The 19,711-nt window shown below is 72.4% G+C and carries 14 protein-coding genes; 9 read left to right on the plus strand and 5 right to left on the minus strand.

Features of this window, described 5'->3' with window-relative positions:
* Positions 1 to 201: 201 nt before the first annotated feature.
* A complete protein-coding gene (locus FRANEAN1_RS00540; RefSeq protein WP_012157558.1) occupies positions 202 to 408 on the minus strand; it encodes a DUF1918 domain-containing protein in 207 nt (68 codons plus the stop codon).
* Between the two features lie 751 nt (positions 409 to 1,159).
* Here FRANEAN1_RS00540 and FRANEAN1_RS00545 point away from each other — a divergent pair.
* From FRANEAN1_RS00545 to FRANEAN1_RS00555, 3 genes are all read left to right on the plus strand, one after another.
* Positions 1,160 to 2,344, plus strand: a complete 1,185-nt coding sequence (locus FRANEAN1_RS00545; protein WP_012157559.1) for a phosphatase PAP2 family protein — start codon at positions 1,160 to 1,162, stop codon at positions 2,342 to 2,344.
* 74 nt (positions 2,345 to 2,418) lie between these two features.
* Positions 2,419 to 3,591 (plus strand): phosphotransferase family protein, encoded by a 1,173-nt coding sequence (locus FRANEAN1_RS00550; RefSeq protein WP_347176927.1) that lies wholly within the window; start codon positions 2,419 to 2,421, stop codon positions 3,589 to 3,591.
* A 141-nt stretch (positions 3,592 to 3,732) separates the two neighbouring features.
* A complete protein-coding gene (locus FRANEAN1_RS00555) occupies positions 3,733 to 5,529 on the plus strand; it encodes a C2 family cysteine protease (RefSeq protein ID WP_012157561.1) in 1,797 nt (598 codons plus the stop codon).
* Between the two features lie 31 nt (positions 5,530 to 5,560).
* Here FRANEAN1_RS00555 and FRANEAN1_RS00560 read toward each other — a convergent pair whose 3' ends face one another.
* Complete coding sequence (locus FRANEAN1_RS00560) at positions 5,561 to 6,706, minus strand: universal stress protein (RefSeq protein ID WP_012157562.1); 1,146 nt, start codon at positions 6,704 to 6,706, stop codon at positions 5,561 to 5,563.
* 950 nt (positions 6,707 to 7,656) lie between these two features.
* Between FRANEAN1_RS00560 and FRANEAN1_RS00565 the strand changes: the two genes are divergently transcribed.
* From FRANEAN1_RS00565 to FRANEAN1_RS00575, 3 genes are all read left to right on the plus strand, one after another.
* Positions 7,657 to 9,942 carry a hypothetical protein gene (locus FRANEAN1_RS00565; protein WP_012157564.1) on the plus strand — a complete coding sequence of 762 codons (2,286 nt, stop codon included), beginning with the start codon at positions 7,657 to 7,659 and terminating at the stop codon, positions 9,940 to 9,942.
* 79 nt (positions 9,943 to 10,021) lie between these two features.
* Positions 10,022 to 11,824: a GMC family oxidoreductase gene (locus FRANEAN1_RS00570; protein ID WP_041253502.1), complete on the plus strand. Its 1,803-nt coding sequence runs from the start codon at positions 10,022 to 10,024 to the stop codon at positions 11,822 to 11,824.
* Positions 11,825 to 11,865: 41 nt separating this feature from the next.
* Positions 11,866 to 12,654 (plus strand): hypothetical protein, encoded by a 789-nt coding sequence (locus FRANEAN1_RS00575; RefSeq protein WP_198145439.1) that lies wholly within the window; start codon positions 11,866 to 11,868, stop codon positions 12,652 to 12,654.
* A gap of 102 nt (positions 12,655 to 12,756) precedes the next feature.
* On the opposite strand, the gene FRANEAN1_RS00580 is transcribed toward FRANEAN1_RS00575, so the two are convergent.
* Complete coding sequence (locus FRANEAN1_RS00580) at positions 12,757 to 13,479, minus strand: hypothetical protein (RefSeq protein ID WP_012157567.1); 723 nt, start codon at positions 13,477 to 13,479, stop codon at positions 12,757 to 12,759.
* Positions 13,480 to 13,894: 415 nt separating this feature from the next.
* On the opposite strand from FRANEAN1_RS00580, the gene FRANEAN1_RS00585 reads away from it, so the two are divergent.
* A complete protein-coding gene (locus FRANEAN1_RS00585; RefSeq protein ID WP_012157568.1) occupies positions 13,895 to 14,422 on the plus strand; it encodes a peptidylprolyl isomerase in 528 nt (175 codons plus the stop codon).
* Between the two features lie 78 nt (positions 14,423 to 14,500).
* Positions 14,501 to 15,646, plus strand: coding sequence for a rhomboid family intramembrane serine protease (locus tag FRANEAN1_RS00590; protein WP_012157569.1), 1,146 nt, complete (start codon positions 14,501 to 14,503; stop codon positions 15,644 to 15,646).
* Positions 15,647 to 15,669: 23 nt separating this feature from the next.
* On the opposite strand, the gene FRANEAN1_RS00595 is transcribed toward FRANEAN1_RS00590, so the two are convergent.
* Positions 15,670 to 16,122 (minus strand): PH domain-containing protein, encoded by a 453-nt coding sequence (locus tag FRANEAN1_RS00595; RefSeq protein WP_012157570.1) that lies wholly within the window; start codon positions 16,120 to 16,122, stop codon positions 15,670 to 15,672.
* Between the two features lie 257 nt (positions 16,123 to 16,379).
* Between FRANEAN1_RS00595 and FRANEAN1_RS00600 the strand changes: the two genes are divergently transcribed.
* Entirely contained in the window at positions 16,380 to 17,585 is a 1,206-nt protein-coding gene (locus FRANEAN1_RS00600; protein ID WP_041253506.1) for an RNA-guided endonuclease TnpB family protein, read from the plus strand.
* A 36-nt stretch (positions 17,586 to 17,621) separates the two neighbouring features.
* Here FRANEAN1_RS00600 and FRANEAN1_RS00605 read toward each other — a convergent pair whose 3' ends face one another.
* Complete coding sequence (locus FRANEAN1_RS00605) at positions 17,622 to 19,709, minus strand: transcriptional regulator (protein ID WP_012157572.1); 2,088 nt, start codon at positions 19,707 to 19,709, stop codon at positions 17,622 to 17,624.
* Positions 19,710 to 19,711: the final 2 nt, after the last annotated feature.

Below are 19,711 nucleotides of genomic sequence, written 5' to 3' on the forward strand. Positions count from 1 at the left end.
GCGCCGGGTTCGGATCGGCACTGCACGTGCGGTCTATCGATCTCCGGAAAAACGGGTGTCCGGACGAGCGTGTGTGGGCGCTCAGGAAATGTGCGGAGCGTCCGTCACGTCCGGGCGAGGTGCCCGGACGCCCGGCGGACCGGGCGACGGGCGCCTTCGGTTGCTGTCAGGTGCTGTCGGTTGCTGTCAGGTCAGGTGTTGTCAGGCCCTTGCGTGCTCCCGCGCCGGCCGCAGCTCGATCGTGGAATCGGCACCCGGGAAGAACAGGCCCTCATGGCCGTCATCCCAGCGGACCAGGTACGGAGGGCCACCGGCGACGCCGCGGACTTCGGTGATCACCCCATGGCGCTCAGGGCACCCGACCGTCCGGCCGTGGACGACGAAGCGGTCCCCGACGGATGCGTACATGATGTGTCTCCCTTCGGCCATTGGTGCGCAACGCCGCCGACCGAGGCGACGCGCATCGCTGCGCGCCCGCCACGGCTGTCCGGCGGGCTCCTCCGGCGCGGCCGGCCCGGGGTGCGAGCGCCGGCGCCGCCCCGGTGGAGCGGTAGTTCCGGAGTAACACGGTTCGCGGCCACGGGCAGCTTGGAGGGGGCGGAACGCCGCGAAGGTCCGTTTCATCAATTTTGCGCGGGGGGGCGGGAAGTCGGGTGGTGTCGCGGCGGCCGCGGCGGCCTCGGCTGTGAGCTGACTATGTGATTTCGGCTATACTCTTCGGCTCCGACGTCCTGGTGTGCGCCATGTCTCGCCCTGACGTGCACGGTGGGTCCAGTCCGGACACTTCGCCCACGGACCACCGAATCCGCATGTCGTTGGCATGCCGGTGCCCAAGCCGGGCACAAGTGTGGCTGACAGGTGTCGGGCATCTGACACGACGGTGGGCGAAAGTGCCCGATGTGGTGGAAATAGCCGAGGGTTGTTCGCCGTTGGTTTATCTCACTGTCACCCGTCGTGGCGACCGGCGTGTCGCATGCGTGCCGGGCTGATGGCGGACCGCAACGAGCGTGGCGACTGAGGGTCAGCGCGTGGCCGTCTCCGGGGGATGAGTGCGGGGTCACACTTCCCAGGAGCTTGCTCTACTTACCGATCGGCCGGTAGGAACGTGAGGTTAACGGGGCATGTCGGCGGGAGGGCGTGAGATGCACCGGGGCGGCTCATGGTGAGCATTCCGTTTCCTTCGCACGGGCGGGCCGGGTCCGCGACCGGGTCTGTCACGGTCGGCTCGGGGAGCGCCGGGTGGCGGGCGACCCGCACCGGTCGCGTGGCGGCCACGACGCTCTTCTTCGTCGGCCAGGTGCTGCTGCTCGCCGCGCTTTACATGATCTATCGCATGGGGCGGCAGATGGCCGTCGGCCGGGAGCCCGAGGCGCTGGCCAACGCGCGGGACGTCTGGAGCCTGGAACGCCTGCTCGACCTGCCCAACGAGTCCGCGGTCCAGCAACTCGCGCTGCACTCCACGGAGCTGCTGGAGCTGGCGAACCGCTTCTACATCGGGGTCCACTTCCCGGCGTCGATCGCGTTCCTGCTGTGGGTGATGATCCGCCACCGGGACCACTGGCCCCGGGTGCGCACGGTGATCCTTGTGTCGACCGGCGCCGCGCTCATGATCCACATTCTGTACCCGCTGGCGCCGCCCCGGTTCCTGCCGCAGGAGCTGCCGCACGTCACCCTCGTCGACACCGGCGCGGTCTTCGGGCCGTCCCCGTACACCGCCGGTGACACGGTGGCCAACCAGTACGCGGCCATGCCGAGCCTGCACGTCGGCTGGTCGATCCTGGTCGCCTGGGGAGTGGTGAGCATCCTGCGCTCACGCGCGCGGTGGCTCATCATCGCGCACCCGGTGATCACAACCGTCGTCGTCGTGATCACCGGGAACCACTACTGGCTGGACGGCGTGATCGGCGGCAGCCTGGTGGCCACGGCGGTTCAGCTCACCCGGCTCGAGGCGCACGCCCGGATGCGACTGTGGACCATCGCCGCCGGCCAGCGGCTGTGGGGACGGGCTGGTGAGGCCACCGCGTCGCTTGCCGGCTCGCCGTCCGGAGCCCTCGGTGGCGTGGGTGTCGGCGCGGGTGTCGGGAACACGACTGATGCGGATCCGCGGACTGGAACAGACCACGGGACGGGTACGGACCACCCGGTGAGCGTGCCCTCCTCCGTGGTCTTCGCGGCGGTGCTTCCCGCCGCGCGCGGCGGGCCTCCCCGCGCTGACCTGCCCGCACAGCGTCCGTTCCCACCGGGCCCGCTCCCATCGGGCGGCACCGAGCCGGAGGACCGTCCGCCCACGGCGGCGCGGGCCGACGTCGCCGCGGTGGAATCCGCCGACGGCGAGAGCGGCTGACCGCCGCCGATCGTCCGCGGTCACTCCTGCCGATGCCCCGGTCGGACAGCCGTTCCCGGCACTAGGCTCGGCGGATGGCGGTGGATGATCTCGCGGGGTCACGCCCGGTGCGCGACGAGGACGCGTTCGACGTACCCGCGGTGGACGGCTGGCTTCGGCGCCGGCTGCAGGAGCGGGCCGCGGTCGGCGCGGCCGAGATGGGGGTCGCGACCGGCGCGGGGGTGCTGACCGAGCGCCCGCCGGTCGCCCGTTCCATCCCGCCGCCGGGCCGCCCGCAGGTCCGGCAGTTCTCCGGCGGCGCGTCCAATCTGACCTATCTCCTGCGCTACGAGGACCGCGACCTCGTCCTGCGGCGGCCGCCGCACGGGCGGAAGGCGTCCGGCGCCCACGACATGGCGCGGGAGTATCGGGTGCAGGCCCGGCTGCGCCCGGCGTTCCGGTACGTCCCGCGGATGGTCGCCTTCTGCGACGACCCCACGGTGATCGGCTCGGAGTTCTACATCATGGAGCGGGTGCCCGGCGTCATCCCGCGCTCGGAGTTCCCGCGCTCACTCACCTTCGATCCGGAGCGGACGCGCCGGCTGGCCTTCCAGGTCGTGGATCTCCTGGTCGCCCTGCACGACATTGACCCGGTCGCCTACGGGCTGTCCGACCTGGGGCGCGGTGCCGGGTATGTCGATCGGCAGCTCACCGGCTGGGCCCGGCGCTACCGGGACGCCCGCACGCCGAACGTGCCCTCCTTCGAGGTCGTCATGCGCTGGCTCACCGAGTACGCCCCCGAGGACGTCGCCACCTGCGTCATCCACAACGACTTTCGCATCGACAACGTGGTCTTCGATGTGGCCCGCATCGGTGACGACGGCCTGCCCAGGATCAGTGGTGTCCTCGACTGGGAGATGGCCACCCTCGGCGATCCGCTCATGGACCTCGGGGGTGCCCTCGCCTACTGGGTGCAGGCTGACGACGACGCCCTCTTCCGGCTCACCCGGCGCCAGCCGACCCACAGCCCCGGCATGCCCACCCGGGCGGAGATCGTCGAGTACTACGCGGCACGGCGCGGACTGGACGTCGGCAGATGGCCCTTCTACCAGGTGTTCGGGCTGTTCCGGCTGGCTGTCATCGCGCAGCAGATCTACTTCCGCTACCACCACGGCCAGACGACCAACCCGGCGTTCCGCGAGTACTGGCAGGTCGTCACACACCTCGAGAAGCGGTGCCTGCGCGTGATGGCGGCGGCCGGCCTCTAGCGCCGCCCTCGACCTGCGGCCGCTGCTCTGGCTGGCGGAACTGTCTGTTGTCCTCTACCGACGCGCTGGTCTACCGCGGGTGGAGCGCGGATACCGTTGGTCATCACGTTTCGTGTCACAGATGTGGTCGGAGTGTGACCATTGTCGATCAAAGGGCAGTGGATCGAAGGGCAGTGGATCGAAGGGCAGTGGATCGAAGGGGCTCCGGTCGCCGCCGCGGCGGCGGTGCTGCGCCGGGTCGCGGTGGAGAGCTCGTCGTTGCTTGCGCCGGTGATCGTCCTGGACAACGACGAGACCTGGCGGTCACCCTGGCAGCGCCGCTGCCATGGCCGCATCGACGAGTGGACGTCCGCGCTCGCGGCCGGCGCCCGTGCGGCGCGGGAGCAGGCGGTGCGTCTGGAGTTCCTTGCGGCTCGGGGCGCCTGGGGAGCCGTGACGCTCGGGCCGGCGGCGGTGAGCGCCCCGCGCTCGCCCGTCTCTCATCCGGCCGTCGTGGACGTTGCCTTCTCTCCGGAGCGGCTCGCGGAGCTGGCCCGCCGGCTCCGGCGGGCCGCGGACGACGCGGCCCGGCTCGCGGCCGAGGTTAGGCGCGTCGCGCACGCCCTGCCCGGTGACATGGGTGGTGCCCTGGTGGCGGAGGGGTGCTGTCGGGGCCTCGACCGGGTGGCGGCCGAGGCACCCGACATGGCCGGCGCCATCGACGGCAGACTGGCCTACGCCGCGTCTGGCGGGTCTGTCGCGTCTGCCGGGTTCGGCGGGTCCGGCGGGTTTGCGACATCCGCTCCGGCCGTGGAGCGGGCGCCGGGTCCCGAGATGCAGCACGCCGCCCGGCTCACCGAACCGCGGTCGGCGGGCGCGGACACAGCGCGCACCGTGGCCGAGCTGACCGCGTCGATCGGCGCGGACCCGTTCCGCCTCGATCCGCGTGAGCTGAGCGAGCTGTCCACCCGGCTGGGCCGGCTCGGCCCGGCCGAGCTGCGGGCGGTCATCGGCGGGCTGCGGGGGCGCCCGCTGGAGGTGCTCGCCGCCGCGGTCCGTATCGCGCCGACCCGGGTGGAGCTGCGCACGCTGGGCCTCCTGCCGGCCGTCTTCTCCCTTGGTGACCTGCTCCTGCGCGGGGCGCCGGCGTCGATGGTGGCCGAGATCGCGCGGCTGTTCCCCGGCCTCGAACCGCCCATGGGCGGGCGGTACCGGCCGTGGGCGTACACCGCGGGGCATCCGCCGTCCACCGGCGACCTGACGATGCGCGACCACGGTCGCGATCCGGTCTGGGCGAGCGGTGTCACCCCGTCGGACGTCGGCCAGGGCGCGGTGGGGGACTGCTACCTCCTGGCCGCGCTCATCGGTATCGCGCAGGCCGATCCGGGGCTGCTGCGCCGCAATCTGCGGGAGAACCCGAACGGGACGGTCAGCGTCACCGTCCACCTTCCTACCGGCGCGGTCCCGGTCACGGTCACCAGAAGCCTGCCTGCCCGGGCGGGGGCCGGGCAGGAGATCGCCGCGGACGCGGACAACGCCGCGGGCGAGCCGGAGCTCTGGGCCGCGCTCTACGAGAAGGCCTGTGCGCGGATGGCTGGCAGCTACGCGCGTCTTGAGGGCGGTGACCCCGCCACCGCGATGGAGTACCTGACCGGCACAGCCGCGGTCCGCCGCTCGCCGTCCGCCGTGGGTGTCGACGAGCTCGCCGCCAGGCTGGCAGCCGGTGGGGTGGTGACCGTCGTGACGCGTTCGGACCTGCCGCCGGGTTGCGGGCTGGTGCCCAACCACGCCTACGCGGTGCTGAAGGCGGACGCGCGGACGGGGCAGGCCCTCCTCCGTAACCCGTGGGATCAGGCCGGCACCGACGACCGGCTGGAGTGGCACGACTGGGACGGTCTGAAGCCGGCGCTGGCGGGCGTCCAGTGGGCTTCGACCGGCCGCGGTCCGCCGGCTCGATGAGCGACCTTCTCTGGGCGTCAGGCGTCAGGCGTCAGGCCCGGATGATCGCTACGGGGGCGGCGGAGTGCAGCATCGTCTGGTGGCTGACCGAGCCCAGGAGGAGCTCGGCGAATCCGCCCTTGCCCCGGGCTCCGACGACCAGCAGGTCGGCGTCGTGGCTGGCCTCGAGGAGGGCCCGGGTGGCAGAGGCGGGTATCAGCTGACGGTAGACGTCGATCTCCCCGGAGCCGGGTGCCGGAGCGGCGAGCCGGAGCACGGCGGGCTCCGTACCGCCCGGCTCGGCGGGCTCCCCTGGCTCGCCGCCGGGGATCGGGCCGAGGACCTGTTCGATGGACTCGTCCAGCACGGCCCGCGCCTGGCCTTCGAGCGCCTGCACGATCTCCCCGGACGTCTCGGCGAACGGGAGGGGGACCGCGGCGAGCCAACTGTGGATGACATGCAGCGGTGCCCCACGCAGTGCCGCCGTGACCGCGGCCCACCGCAGCGCGGCCAGCGAGTTGGGTGAGCCGTCGACCCCGACGACCACCGGCCGCCGGTGCGGCGTGCCCTGCCTCGGTGCGCTCGTGGGGCTCAGCCGCTCGTCGGCGACCGGCCCGGCACCGGCGAGGCCGTCCGCATCGGGCTCGCCGGCATCCCCCGAACGGGGGAGTCGCGCGACGACCACTGGCACGGGGGAATGGACGGCCACGGACGTACTCACCGATCCGAGCCGCAGGCGGTGCAGGAGCCCGCGCCCGCGTGCTCCGACGACAATCATGGCGGCGTCCCGGCCGGCGGTGAGCAGGGCCTCGGCGCCAGGAGCGTCCACCACCTCCTCGAGGACCTCGAGTCCCGCGGGGATGGGGGCGGCGCCGATCGTCTCATGCAGGAGGTGGCTGGCCGCGAAGGCCAAGGTGGCCTCGTCGTGCGGCCCGGCGATCGCGTCGGCGGACCTGCGTACAGCGGTGGGCTGCTCGTCGGCGCAGGACCCGAGGACGGCGCGCACCCGCAGGCCGCGCCGGCTGGCCTCGGCGACCGCCCAGGTCAACGCCGCCGCGGAGCCGGGGGAGCCGTCGATCCCGACCACTATGTCGGCTGCTGTGCCCACCGTAGGTCCGCTGTGCCGCTCGATCGCCGGCGCGCCGGTTCGTTCCGGGGTCTGGTCCGCCTGCGTTCCGGTCAGGGCGCCGTCGGTCATCGTTGTCCTCCTGCTCGGCGCGATCTGTCCGTCCCGGGTCGCGCCTCGGCGACGGCGGCGGGACGTGCCGTCGGAGCGGACCTACCCGGCTCGCCGAGCGGGAACCCGGGCTGTCTGGCGAGCAGATCGTTGTTGCCGGGTGGGGGTGGCGGGCGGCCGGACACCACTGTGACATCAATCAGTTGTCGCTTTTTTGGGTTGAGCCCGACTCCGATGTGTGCCGATGATTGCGAATAAAGATCCTCAACGTTGTGATTCGTGAGATTTTTTTGACCTCGGCGCAGCAGAGAAAATTCGATCGAATCATGCGCCGTGGCCGGAGCGTGGCCTCGCTGTGCGCAGTCTGGCTCGGAGCCGGCGGGCCCAACCGGGTGGTGCCGATCATTCCGGACTGGCACGGATGATTCTCTCCCCGGCCGGTGTGCGCTCTTTGTATGCTCTGCGTCCGCGCATCGAGGTCACCACCGATGGTTGGAGCACCCGGTGACTTCGCGGTCACACGACGCGGTGAGGGAGCTGTGTTCTGGACGTGGGTGGGCGGTGGTCGGCCCCGGCGCGTCGCCGCGGGGGGCGGAGTAACGTACGTGAGCGGACGAAGGCCCGCGTATCGTTGTCTCCCCGCCGGGGTTCCGGGTGCTGCCGGAGCGGCCTGGCTCAGATGACAAAGGTGCATTCGACAACCTGCGCGCTCCGGGGGTGAGCGCCGTGCCCCTGGGAGCGCGCGCCCTGAGTTCCTGGCTAAATGCCCGATAAAGCGATCGGACAACTACGAGACCGCACAACAACGCGATCTCAGCATCACCGGACGGCCTCCACGACTGATACCAAAGACCATCGAACGCGCCAGTCGGCGGCTACGTACCCGTGACCGGTCGGTCGCGAGCGGAGGAGCCGCGGGGGCGGCGGCCTCCGGCACCGGGAGACGCCCGCCATCTGAGGGAAGGAGGAACGTGGCTTCCGACACCATGACCCAGTTAGTCATTCCTGGCGCCCTAGTGATGGTCAGTACTCCCGATCGAGGTGTCCCGGTCGCGAGCACGGCGGACTGGCACGACGCTCTCCTGAACGTCAAGTCGGGCGTCACGCCCGCGATGAAGCTCGTCGCCTTCACGATCTGTACGCACTGCGCCCCGGCGGACCGGCCGGCGCCGAGCGGTGCCTACGTCACCTCGCCCGGCCTGTCGCTGCTCTGCGAGCAGACGAACTTCAGCCGTACCCACGTGCAGCGGCAGCTGTCGCTGCTGCGGGCGAACGGCTGGCTCGTGACGATCACCCGGCCCGCGGCCGGCCGGCCGGCGCGGTACCTGCTGAGCGTGCCCGTCGCGGTCGCGCGTGCGGGCGGCTACCGGCTTGCCGGCGAGGACGTCGAGCCGCGGGACACGGAGCGGGCCGAGCAGCGTGACACGGAGCTGGTTGGCGCGACCGCCGCGCCGGCCCGCCGCACCCCAGGCCTCGCCGCGGTGACGTCGTCGGATCGCATGCTCACGACCCCCCCGGCACCGGGCGGGCCGTCGGAGCCCGGCCGGGGCTTCGGGTGCCTCGCCTCCGGAACCCTGGAGCGGCCGGCGCTCGTCCGCCGCCGCAAGCGCGCGACGTACAGCGCGGGCGGCCGCGGGGTTGTCCGGGTGCGGCGCAAGCCGCGCACGCTCCCCCCGTCGGCGGTCACGGACGTGATCGCGGCCGCGTCCTCGGTGGCGCCGGTGACCGTGGGAGACACAGCCTCCGCGGCCGGCCCGGAGCAGGTGGACGAGGCGCGCCCGATGGCCGTCGGCGAGACGAGCTACGTGCCGTTCGGTGGCGGCCAGATGGGCTCCGACGTCGCCGCCGGAACAGCGGGCGGCCCGGTCCGCGCGGTGTCCGACATCTCGACAGGGGCCGTCGGCGCGGCACAGTCTCCGGCGGCACAGCCAGCCGCGTCCGCACAGTCGGCGTCCGCGTCGGCCATCTCGGCATCGGCGGCCTCGGGCCGTTCACTCGGGCCGCGGCCGATCGTCCCCGTGAGCGAGCGGGTAGCCGGTGCGGCCCGGGCGCCGGAGGCCTCCCTCCGCGGGGTCGCGACGAGCGCCGAGCCGCCGATCACACCTGCACCGCCCGTGCCCGCGCCTCAGCCGACGGCGCCCGGGCCGATCGCGCCCGTGTCTCAGCCGCCTGCGCCGACCGCGCCCGCATCCCAGCCGACGGTGCCCGCGCCTCAGCCGCCCGCGCCCGCCCCGGCTACGACTGCGCCGACCGCCGAGGCACCGTCGCCTGAATCGCAGCCGCAGCCGCAGCCGCAGCCGCAGCCGCAGCCGCAGGCAGCGGCACCGGAGCCGGAACCCGAGCCGGAAGCTGAGCCGGAAGCTGAGCCGGAACCGGTCGAGTCACCTGTCGTGGACGAGATCCGGATGGCAACCCGCCAGGTGATCGAAATCCTCGCGAAGATGTTGCGCTGCCAGGTCGAGGACTTCGCGGAGCTGGACAGGCGGGTCTACGAGGTTCTCTCCGAAGGCGACTGGGCTCCGGTGGAGTTGGCCACCCACCTGGTCAACTTCGTCGCCAACGGTGTCTGGGTGAACGGCGACGATGTGGCCGACAACATCCGGTGGCGGATGGACCGGCTGCCGTTGGGCGTGACCGAGTGTGGCTGCAAGTCCTGCCTGGGCTGGCGGGCCGCCCCGGAACGTCCGCCGCGACCGGCACCGCCGTCGGCGCCTGGGCCGTCCGCGGCGGGGGCGTCCGCGAGAATGTCCACCCCGGTGCGGGCCGCCGGACCGCTACCGGCCGGTCCGGTCGCGGCGGTCACCACCGCCGCCGCGACGAAGGCGGGCTCGGCGCGACCCGAACATTCCCCCGCCGCGAACCCTCCGGCGCCGCCGGCCCGTCCGGCCTCGACCTCGGGCGTCGTGGCGAACCAGGCGAGTTCGGCTAAATCGGCTAGTCAGGTGAATCGGGCGGGCCCGGTGGAACAGTCGCCTGCCGCGCCGCCCCCGCCGCCGGATCTCGCCGCGATCGCGGCGGCGGCGGCCGCCGGAGCGGAGGAGGCCCGACGCAACGAGGAGGCGAAGCGACTCCAGACGGCCGGTATCTCAGCAGCCGGTGACTCGGAGCCTGGTGACTCGGCGGCCGGTGACTCGGAGCCTGGTGACCTGGTGGGCGGTGACTCGATTGTTGAGGGCTCATCGGCCCAGACCCCGCCGGGCACCGCGGGCGTGCAGAACGGTACGAGCCAGGAAGCGGAGCCGCTCACGGAAGATTGAGTAGAGCGCGATGGTCGTCCGTCACGCTCCGTTCCCGGTGTCCCGGCGCACCTGCATGCCTGGCGGCATGATGGGGCACATGGGAGGCGACGAGACCGAGCGGTCGGGCGCGGACATCGAGCGTCGGGACGACTGCGACGTTCTGGTGATCGGCAGCGGGTTCGGGGGCAGCGTGACCGCGCTCCGCCTGGCCGAGAAGGGCTACCGCGTCACGGTCGTCGAGGCCGGCCGCCGGTTCACCCCGGCGACACTGCCGAAGACGAGCTGGGACATCCGCAGGTACCTGTGGCTTCCGCGGCTCGGGTGCCACGGGATCCAGAAGATCACCCTGCTCGGGCGGGTGCTGGTGCTCTCCGGAGCAGCGGTCGGCGGTGGATCGGTCGTCTACGCGAACACGCTGTACAGGCCCCTGGACGGTTTCTACGACGATCCCCAGTGGGCGGACATCGCCGACTGGCGTGCCGAGCTCGGGCCGTTCTACGGCCAGGCCGAGCGCATGCTCGGCTCCACCCGGAACCCGTCGATGACCATGGCGGACGAGGTCTTCCGGGACGTCGCACGGGATATGGGTGTCGGGGACACCTTCCGCCTGGCCGACGTCGGCGTGTTCTTCGGCCGCGACGGCCAGCGCGAGCCGGGGGTGACGGTTCCCGATCCCTACTTCGGCGGCGCCGGCCCCGCCCGGACGGGCTGCGTCGAGTGCGGCGAGTGCATGACGGGATGCCGGCGCGGCGCGAAGAACACCCTGGACCGCAACTACCTCCACCTGGCCGAAGGGCTGGGCGCCCGCATCGTGGCGGACACGACCGTGCGCTCGGTGCGCCCCGACGGGCGCGGTGGCTACGAGGTCGAGACGGTCCGCACCGGCAGCCGGCGGCGGGACGCGCGGCGCTGGACGGCCCGCCAGGTCGTGTTCGCCGCGGGCGCCCTGGGAACCCAGCGCCTCCTGCTCGGCATGCGCGAACAGGGGCACCTGCCCGGCATCTCCGACCGGGTCGGCCACCTGACCAGGACGAACTCCGAGGCGATCCTGGGCGCGACCCGGCTGCGGCCGGATGGGCGGATCACCCGGGGGGTGGCCATAACGTCGTCCTTCTACCCGAACGATCACACGCACGTGGAACCTGTCCGGTACGGCCGGGGCAGCAACCTCATGGCGTTCCTGTCGAGCGCCATGACCGACGGCGGAGGCTCCCTGCCACGCTGGGCGAAGCACCTGCTGCTGCTGGCCCGCCGCCCGTACCTCACGCTGCTCGCCCTGCCGTGGCGGTGGTCGGAGCGAACCATGATCGCTCTCGTCATGCAGTCCCGGGACAACTCGCTCACCGTCAGCCGGCGCCGCGGGCCGTTCGGGACGTCCTGGCTGACGAGCCACGCTGGCCACGGGGAGTCCAACCCGACCTGGATACCGGAGGGCAACCAGGCGGCGCGGCTGGTGGCGGAGCGGCTGGGCGGGCATCCGGGAGGCGCGATCACCGAGCTGGCCGACATCCCGCTGACGGCGCACATCCTCGGCGGGGCGGTCCTGGCCGCTGATCCCGCCCGGGGCGTGATCGACCCGTATCACCGGGTTTTCGGCCATCCCGGCCTGCACGTTGTGGACGGCTCGGCGGTGCCGGCGAACCTCGGGGTGAACCCCTCGCTGACGATCACGGCGATGGCGGAGCGGGCGATGGCCTTCTGGCCGAACCGGGGTGACACCGACCCCCGCCCGCCGGTGGGCGCGGCGTACCGGCGGATCGCGCCGGTGGCACCGCGGAACCCGGCGGTGCCCGCGGATGCACCGGGACATTATGAAATAAGTGCCCTGACCAGCACGAATACTGATCTTCCCCGGGATGCTGTAGCTGGCGGTGGCCGGGAGACTCCTCACAATATGTGATCAGAGTCACATTTCCTGGGGATATGGCTGGCGGCAGACTCGTGGCCGAATTCCGTCGGCGGCCCCGGTTATGTTCCCAGCGCTTCGTCCTGTTCGTGAACGCGCCGATCGGCCTGCTTGTGGCCCTGCTGGCGCCGCGGGTCCTGACCGAGGCACCCCGGCGGACGGGAACGTTCGACCTCCCCGGCGCGGTCGGGGTCACCGCCGGTGTGACGGTCGGCGTCTACGGCCTGACCAGGACGACCACCCACGGATGGTCGGACGCGCTGACTCTGCTCTGCCTGATCGGCGGGGTCGCGCTCCTGGGGCTCTTCCTCCTCCGGGAGGCGATGTGCCGCGAGCCGCTGGTTCCGCTGTGGCTGTTCCGGAACCGGGATCGCGGCGGTGCCAATCTGATCATTCTCGCCGTCGCCGTGGCGATGTTCGGCGTCTTCTACTTCCTCACCCTGTTCGTGCAGGGCGTGCTCGGCTACAGCCCGCTCTTCTGGCTGTCGACCCTGTCGGCGGACTCGTCCTACCCCACGTTGCTGCTGCCCGCGACGGTGCTGTTCGGCTTCGGGGTCGGGATCTCGTTCGTCCCGCTCACCGCCGTCGCGGTTGCCGGCGTGGACGCGGCGGACGCGGCCAGCGCCGCCGGGTCGGCCAGGCCCTCGCCCGCCGCGATCATCGAGGCCTCGGTCGCCGGGTACGCCGACGCCCTCCTGGTCGGGGCGGGGATGTGCCTGGCAGCGATGCTCGCCGGGCTGTTCATGATCACGCCGGCCGCCGGCCGGCTGGAGTCGGCCGGTGCAGCCGAGGGCGCATCCCAGCCCGTTCCCGGCCACGTCTGAACTGACGGCGTCGGACGAGCCGGCGGTATCGGAACCAGCGGGGCGTCTGAGCCGACGGCAGGCGGTGCCCGGCCCGAGGAAGGGCCGGGCACCACGCGCCGGTCAGGTGCGCCGGCCAGCCTCGGTCATGGTGTCAACGCCGGGCATCTCCTCGAGCCCGGAGGTCACCTCCGGGCCCACACCGTCAGCGAGGTCGGAGCGCAGCGGGGGGACCGGCTCGGCCGTGATCGTCTCGGTGTCGGCGCTGGCCAGGTAGCGGCGCGCCGCGACGGCGGCGGCCGCGCCGACGCCGATGAGGAACAGCGTCACGACTCCGCGCCGCCGGCGGCGGTGCACCCGGGCGAGCTTCACCTCGGCCTTCTCCAGTCGCTTCTCCAGTAGCTCCTGAGCGCGGTCGGCCCGCTGGCGGGCCTTCGACTCGGAGCGGACGGCCTTGCGCGACCGCGACTTCTCCAACCGGAGCTCGGTCGCCATCCGCGCCCGCTCGGCCGACAGCTCCGCGCTGGAGCGGGCCTTCTCGATCCGCCGGGCCGTCCGGCCCGACACCGCCGACGCCTTGCCGACGGCGAGCCCCGCGGCCTTGCCGGCAGCCTTGCCCGCGGCCGTCCCCCCGGCGCCGGAGACGTCGGAGACCCGGTGCACGAGTGTGCTGCTGGCGTCACGGGTGGCGTGCGCCGCCGAGCCCGCGGTGCTGCCGGCCTTCAACGCGGCTTTCGACGCCGCCGCGCCGGCGCGATCCGCCGCGTTCTTCGCCGCGCCAGGGAGCCCGCTCACCGGCGCGGCGTCCGTCACGTGCGCGAGCCTGTCCTTGAGTGTCGTGCTCATGGCATCCCTTCGCTTATTGCGTCGTGGCCTGTCGCGATCCTGGTGCCGGATCGCGCCCGGCGGCCGGCCACGGCTCCACCGGCGTGTGTTGATACGCGCCGTCAAGATCTGTGCAGTGTCCCGTACCCCGTTCGGTGGCTCCTAACAACGCGGCGGGACGTCGGGTCGTGTCACCTACCCTTGTGACACATGCCCTGTGCTGTCCCGGGTACCGACGGTTACCGGTGGTCCCGTGTGGGTGCGGACCGTGGTGCCGCTCGGGTACGGCCCGGGTCCGGGGCAGCGTCCGGCGTGCCTGTCGGGATGTCCGGGAGCCGGGCGCGGGCGGCGCGCCAGGTTCCGGTCGGAGGCGCGGCATACGATCGGGGCCAGGACACGCCGTACGTGCCGAAAAGACGGAGAGAAGAGAGGCCCCATGGCCGAGGAGCTGTACGCGACGGTGCGCACGACTCAGGGCGACATCGAGATCAGGTTGTTCCCGGATCACGCGCCGAAGACGGTCAAGAACTTCGTCGGGCTCGCGACCGGGTCCCGGGAGTGGACCGACCCCGCGACCGGCGAGAAGAAGACCGGTGTCCCGCTGTACAGCGGGACGATCTTTCACCGGGTGATCCCGAACTTCATGATCCAGGGCGGCGACCCGCTCGGCAGCGGTCGGGGTGGCCCCGGCTACCAGTTCGTCGACGAGTTCCACCCCGACCTGCGGTTCGACCGTCCGTACCTGCTCGCGATGGCGAACGCGGGCCCGGGCACGAACGGCTCCCAGTTCTTCATCACCACGGCGGCCACCGACTGGCTGAACCGCAAGCACACGATCTTCGGCGAGGTCACCCGGGGGACGGACGTCGTCGACAAGATCGGTAAGACGCCGACCGGCGCTCAGGACCGCCCCAAGACCGACGTGGTGGTTCAGGAGATCGTCGTCGAACGCCGCCCGGCCTGAAGCGTCGATCATGAGGGCAGGGACGGCGCGCGCGACCGACCGGGATGATCGCAGGTGCTCGGCGCGGCGGGTCCGGCGGTGACGGACTCGCCAGCGGGTGATCCGGCCCGTGCGCCGGAAGGCTCTTCTGGTGCGCCCGGGGGTTCCGGTGGGGCCGGTAGTGCCGGCGAAGCCGAGATCCCGCGTCCCGCGTCCCCCCTGCCCGCCGCAGGCGAGCCGCCGCCCGCCGGCGGCCCTCCCAACGGCGGCCCTCCCAACGGCGGCCCTGCGTCGGGCGGCCCGCCGCACGAGCAGGTCGGATGGCGGCCGGAGACCGGCCCGCCCGCCGGCCACGCCGGGTGGACCCCACCGCCGGCGGGAGCGCCGAGCCTGCCCCACTGCTATCGGCATCCCGAGCGGGAGACGTACGTCACCTGCCAGCGGTGCGGGCGTCCCATCTGCCCGGACTGCATGCGCCCGGCGGCTGTGGGCTTCCACTGCCCGGAGGAGTCCGGCGCCGGCGGTGGCGGGCGCCCCGAGCGGCGCCGAGAGCCGCGGACGGACTTCGGTGGCCGGCCGGGAGCCGGTCGCCGCGGGCTGGTCACCCAGGTTCTGATCAGCCTGTGCCTCGTCGCGTTCGTCCTGCAGGGCCTGCCCGGGCTGGCGCGCGACTCCGGCTCCCTGAACCAGTTCAGCGCCGACTTCCGCCTGTACGGCGTGTCTCTCGCGTGGGACGACCAGTACTACCGGCTCCTCACCGCCGCCTTCCTGCACGTCAACTACCTGCACGTCCTGGTGAACCTGTACGCGTTGTTCGTGCTCGGCTACCAGCTCGAGGCGATTCTCGGGCGGCTTCGCCTGGTAGCCCTGTTCGTCGCCTGCGCCGTCGGTGGGAACACCCTGAGCTACCTGGTGAACGGTGTGTCCGTGAACTCGGTCGGGGCGTCCACCGCGATCTTCGGTTTTTTCGGCGCGTACTACGTGATCGCCCGGCGGCTGCGCGCCGACACGACGCAGATCCTGATCCTGATCGGGATCAACTTCGCGCTCACGTTCACGCTGTCCTTCATCGACCGCTGGGGCCACGTCGGGGGGCTGGTGGCCGGGGTGCTCGTCGGCCTGCTCTACGCCTACGTCCCGCCGCGCCGAACGGTCGTGCAGGCGGCCGGGGTGCTGGCGCTTGTCGGCCTGCTCTTCGCGGCGGCCGTCATCAAGAGCGCGGACCTGACCACCGCCTTCGCCTAGCGGCCCCCTGCCGCCGTCGGGAGTCAGCCCAGACGGAGGCGGAGTTCCTCGACGGCCTCGGCCACCCGCTCCGGGTCGGTGCCCAGTGCGCGGCGGCTGAGCAGCACGGGCCCGTCGATGGTCTCGATCTCCAGGGTTCGTAGGTGAACGAGGCGCCGTCCGTGGGTGAGGGTGCCTGACCGCGCGCCGATCACCGCGGCCCACGGCAGGTGCCGCCGCCGCAGGCCCTCCACGTAGTCGATCCCGCCGGGGCCGAGCCGCAGGGTCGGTCGGGACACCGCGTCGCTGACCGCGAGTGCCACCAGGCCCAGCCCGACCAGCCCGACCAGCAGCCGTCCCGCGCCGTCGAGGGAGGCGACCCGCCAGGCGAGGTCCTCGACGGCGGCCACAACAAGCAGCACCGCGCCGCCCGCGGCGTAGGCCGCGCACCGCCAGATCGGCGGGGACCACGAGAGGTCGACCGGGGGTGTGCTCATCCGCCTCACCAGAGCTCCCGGAGGATGCCCCGGCCTTCAGGCCGGGGAGGAATTCGGTCTCCCGCGGAGCGGGGCAGGGGCAGGCGATCCGCCGCGAGGCGGACAGCCGTCGAAAAGCGCAATGCAACAGGTGGATGATCTCGTTGCGTAGAAATTAGATGTCTTCTTTCGCGATTTCGGTGAGGCGGGTGCGCGGGTCGTCCGAGAGTGGGATGTTCGGATTCTTCGTCGTTGTACGGTGATGTTAGGGTGTGGCTGTGTCCAGGTTTCGGTTGTATCCCGATGCGGCGCAGGAACAGGCCCTGCTGGTGCACTGTGGGCATGCCCGGTTCGTGTGGAACCTCGCGTGTGAGCAGCAGCCGTGGTATCGGCCGTGGCGTGGCCGGGCGCCGGGTTATGCGGAGCAGAACCGGCAGTTGACCGAGGCCCGGTCGGCGAATCCGTGGCTGGCGGCGGGCAGTGTCATCGTGCAGCAGCAGGCTTTGCGTGACTTCGCGACGGCGATGGCGAACTTCTTCCGCGGTTCGCATCGCAGGCCCACTTTCCGTAGGCGTAGACGTGGTGAGGGGTTCCGGATCGTGGCGGTGAAACCGGGCGACGTCCGGCGGGTGAATCGCCGGTGGGCGCGGGTGCGTGTCCCGAAGGCGGGCTGGGTGAGGTTCCGCTGGTCCCGTGCTGTGCCGGGCGCGAGGTCGTATCGGGTGACGCGGGATCGTGCGGGCCGCTGGCATGTGGCGTTCGCCGTGGCCCCGCATCCGATCCCCGCGCCGGGTACGGGCGGGGTTGTCGGGGTGGACCGTGGGGTGGTCGTGTCGGCGGCACTGTCGACCGGGGAGCTGCTGTCCTGTCCGGGTCTGCGAGCCGGGGAGCGGGCTCGGCTGGTCCGGTTGCAGCGCCGGCTGTCGAGGGCCAGGCGTGGGTCGCAGCGGCGCGGGCGCCTCAAGGCCCGGATCGCACGGCTGCGTGCCCGGGAGGTTGACCGGCGCAAGGACTGGGTCGAGAAGACCAGTACCGATCTCGCCCGCCGGTTCGACATTGTCCGTGTCGAGGATCTGAAGATCGGGAGGATGACCCGCTCTGCGCGGGGCACCGTCGAGGCGCCGGGAAGCAACGTGCGGCAGAAAGCCGGGTTGAACCGGGGCATTCTGGCTAACGGTTGGGGTCTGCTCGTCGCGCGGTTGGAGGAGAAGGCCCCCGGCCGGGTGGAGAAGGTCCCTGCCGCGTACACGAGTCAGCGTTGCAGTGCCTGCGGGCATGTGGCGTCCGGGAACCGTGAGAGCCAAGCGGTCTTCTGGTGCGTCGCCTGCGGGTACACGGCCAACGCCGACGTGAACGCGGCGGTGAACATCGCGGTTGGGTACATCGCGGCCGGACGGGCCGTGACTGCGCGGGGAGGCGCGGCGTTGGCCGTGCCCGTGAACCGCGAACCTCAACACTGCGCACCCCTTCTGGTGGGTGTGTAGGAGTTGGAATCCCCCGCGCTCACGCGGGGGAGGACGTCAACCAACCACAGGTGGCGCGGGCGAGCGGGCGGGCGTCCCGGCCCCCTGGTGCTCCAGCTCGGCGAGCGTGGTCAGGGCGCGGTCCACGACCTCCAGCCGGGTCAGCTGGGCGGCCTGCCGCCGGATCGCCGCGACCGCGTCCACGCCGAGCCTGTCCCGCAGCTGCTCAACCAGGTTGTGGACCCGCTCGGCATCCGCTCCGACCACGGCGGAGGAGTCCGGGTCCGCGTCGGCGGCCGTTGAGAGCAGCAGCGCCTCGGCGTCCCGCCCCAACCGGCTGAACAGGTCCGCCACGTTGCGCAGCGTGGTCCACTGCTGCGGCCAGCTACCGGTGCGCAGCCACAGCCGGATCACCTCCGGGTAGTGGGCGGTCGCGGTCGCCAGGTCACCCGTCCGCACCGCGGACGAGGCGAGGGTGACCAGCGAGATCCCGACCGCGAAGGTGACGCCGCCGGCGCGGGCCGCGGCCAGGGCACGCTCGGCGTGCCGGCGCGCCGTAACGGGATCGTCGTGGATGTGGATCTCGGCCTGGACGTACTCGACGAACGACCAGATGATCGGCCCTCCCGACGTGCCGACGAGCTGACGTGCCCGCGTGACCAGCGCGTCCGCCCGGTCGGCATCGCCGCCGTAGGCCGCGGCCAACGCCGCGACGGCCATCTCGTTGGCGGCCAGGTCGGCGTCGAGCGCGGCCGCCGCGACGAGGTGGTCGATCGATGAGGCGAACTCGCCCGCGAAGAGGTCGGTCACGCCCAGCGCGTACCGGGCGGTCGCGACACCGGCGTCGTCCACGGCGGTGGCGAGGGCCCGGTCGGCCAGCTCGCGGGCCTTCCCGAGACTGCCGGCCCGCCAGGCCGCGTGGCTGGCCGCGGCGTACAGCAGCGGGGCCTCGGGCAGCTCGGCGAGGCCGGGGTCGTCCGCGGTCTCCAGAGCCCAGGCCCACAGCTCGGCGTTGTTGTGCCAGGCCGCGAACTCCCCGAGATCGATGCTGATCCGGGCCGCCCCGGCCAGGTCGCCGTGTTTCAGCATCCGCTCGCGGCAGGCACGCAGCACGGGCAGCGCGGTCAGGATCCGCCGGCCCCAGCGCGGCCCGTCCGGACCATGCAGGCCGCCCGCCGCCGACCGGGTGAACTCGCGGGCCCACGCCGCGATCAGGATCTGGGCGGTCTCGAGCTCCCCGGCGGCCCGAGCGGCCTCCAGGCCGAACGCGCGGATGCTGTCCAGCATGCGGAACGCGGTGCCGTCATCGGGATGGGCCGGGTCGGTGACCGTTTCCACCATCGACGCGTCGACAAGTGTGCTGAGGGCGGCGATCGGATCCTCCGCCGGCTCGGGATCCTCGGAGCAGGTGACGGCGTCGGCGACGGCCTCCGCGATCGAGAGGTCGAACAGGCCGGAAACCGCCGCCAGGTGGCGGAAGAGACGCTGGGCCTGGGCGTCGAGTAGCCGGTAGGACCAGGCGATCGTGCCGCGCAGGGTGTGATGGCGGTCGTCGTCGACGGGCGGTCGCCGGCCTCGCCCGAGGTCGAGCCCGGCGTCCATCCGCGCGCGCAGGTCAGCCGGGCTCAGCGCCGTCAGCCGGCTCGCGGCGAGCTCGATGGCCAGCGGCAGCCCGTCCAGGCGTCGGCAGATCGCCGCGGCGTCCTCGAGGGCCGTCGCGGGCAGATCCCGGCCGCCCCGTGCCTGGCGTGCCCGGTCGAGGAACAGCTGAACGGCGGCGGCGCCCGCGGGATCGGTGTCCGGGGCGGGCAGCGGCAGCGGCCCGAGGCGGAACACCCATTCCCCGGACGTTCCCAGCGGAGCGCGACTGGTCGCGAGCACCGTGAGGTTGGGTACCCAGCGGAGCAGCTCGCCCACCAGGTCGCGGACGGCGTCCAGGAGGTGCTCGCAGTTGTCGATCACCAGGATCTGCCGGCGGGTCGCCAGATAGTCGATGACCGCGCGGAGCAGGTCCCCCCTGGTCGTGACCTCGAGGGCCTGGGCCAGCGCGAACGGCACGGTCGCCTCGTCCCGGACGGGCGCCAGCTCGACGAGGGTGGCTCCGTCCGGCCATCGCGGGGCGGCGTGGTGCACCAGGTCCAGCATCA

The sequence above is a fragment of the Parafrankia sp. EAN1pec genome (assembly GCF_000018005.1).
GTDB lineage: Bacteria > Actinomycetota > Actinomycetes > Frankiales > Frankiaceae > Parafrankia > Parafrankia soli.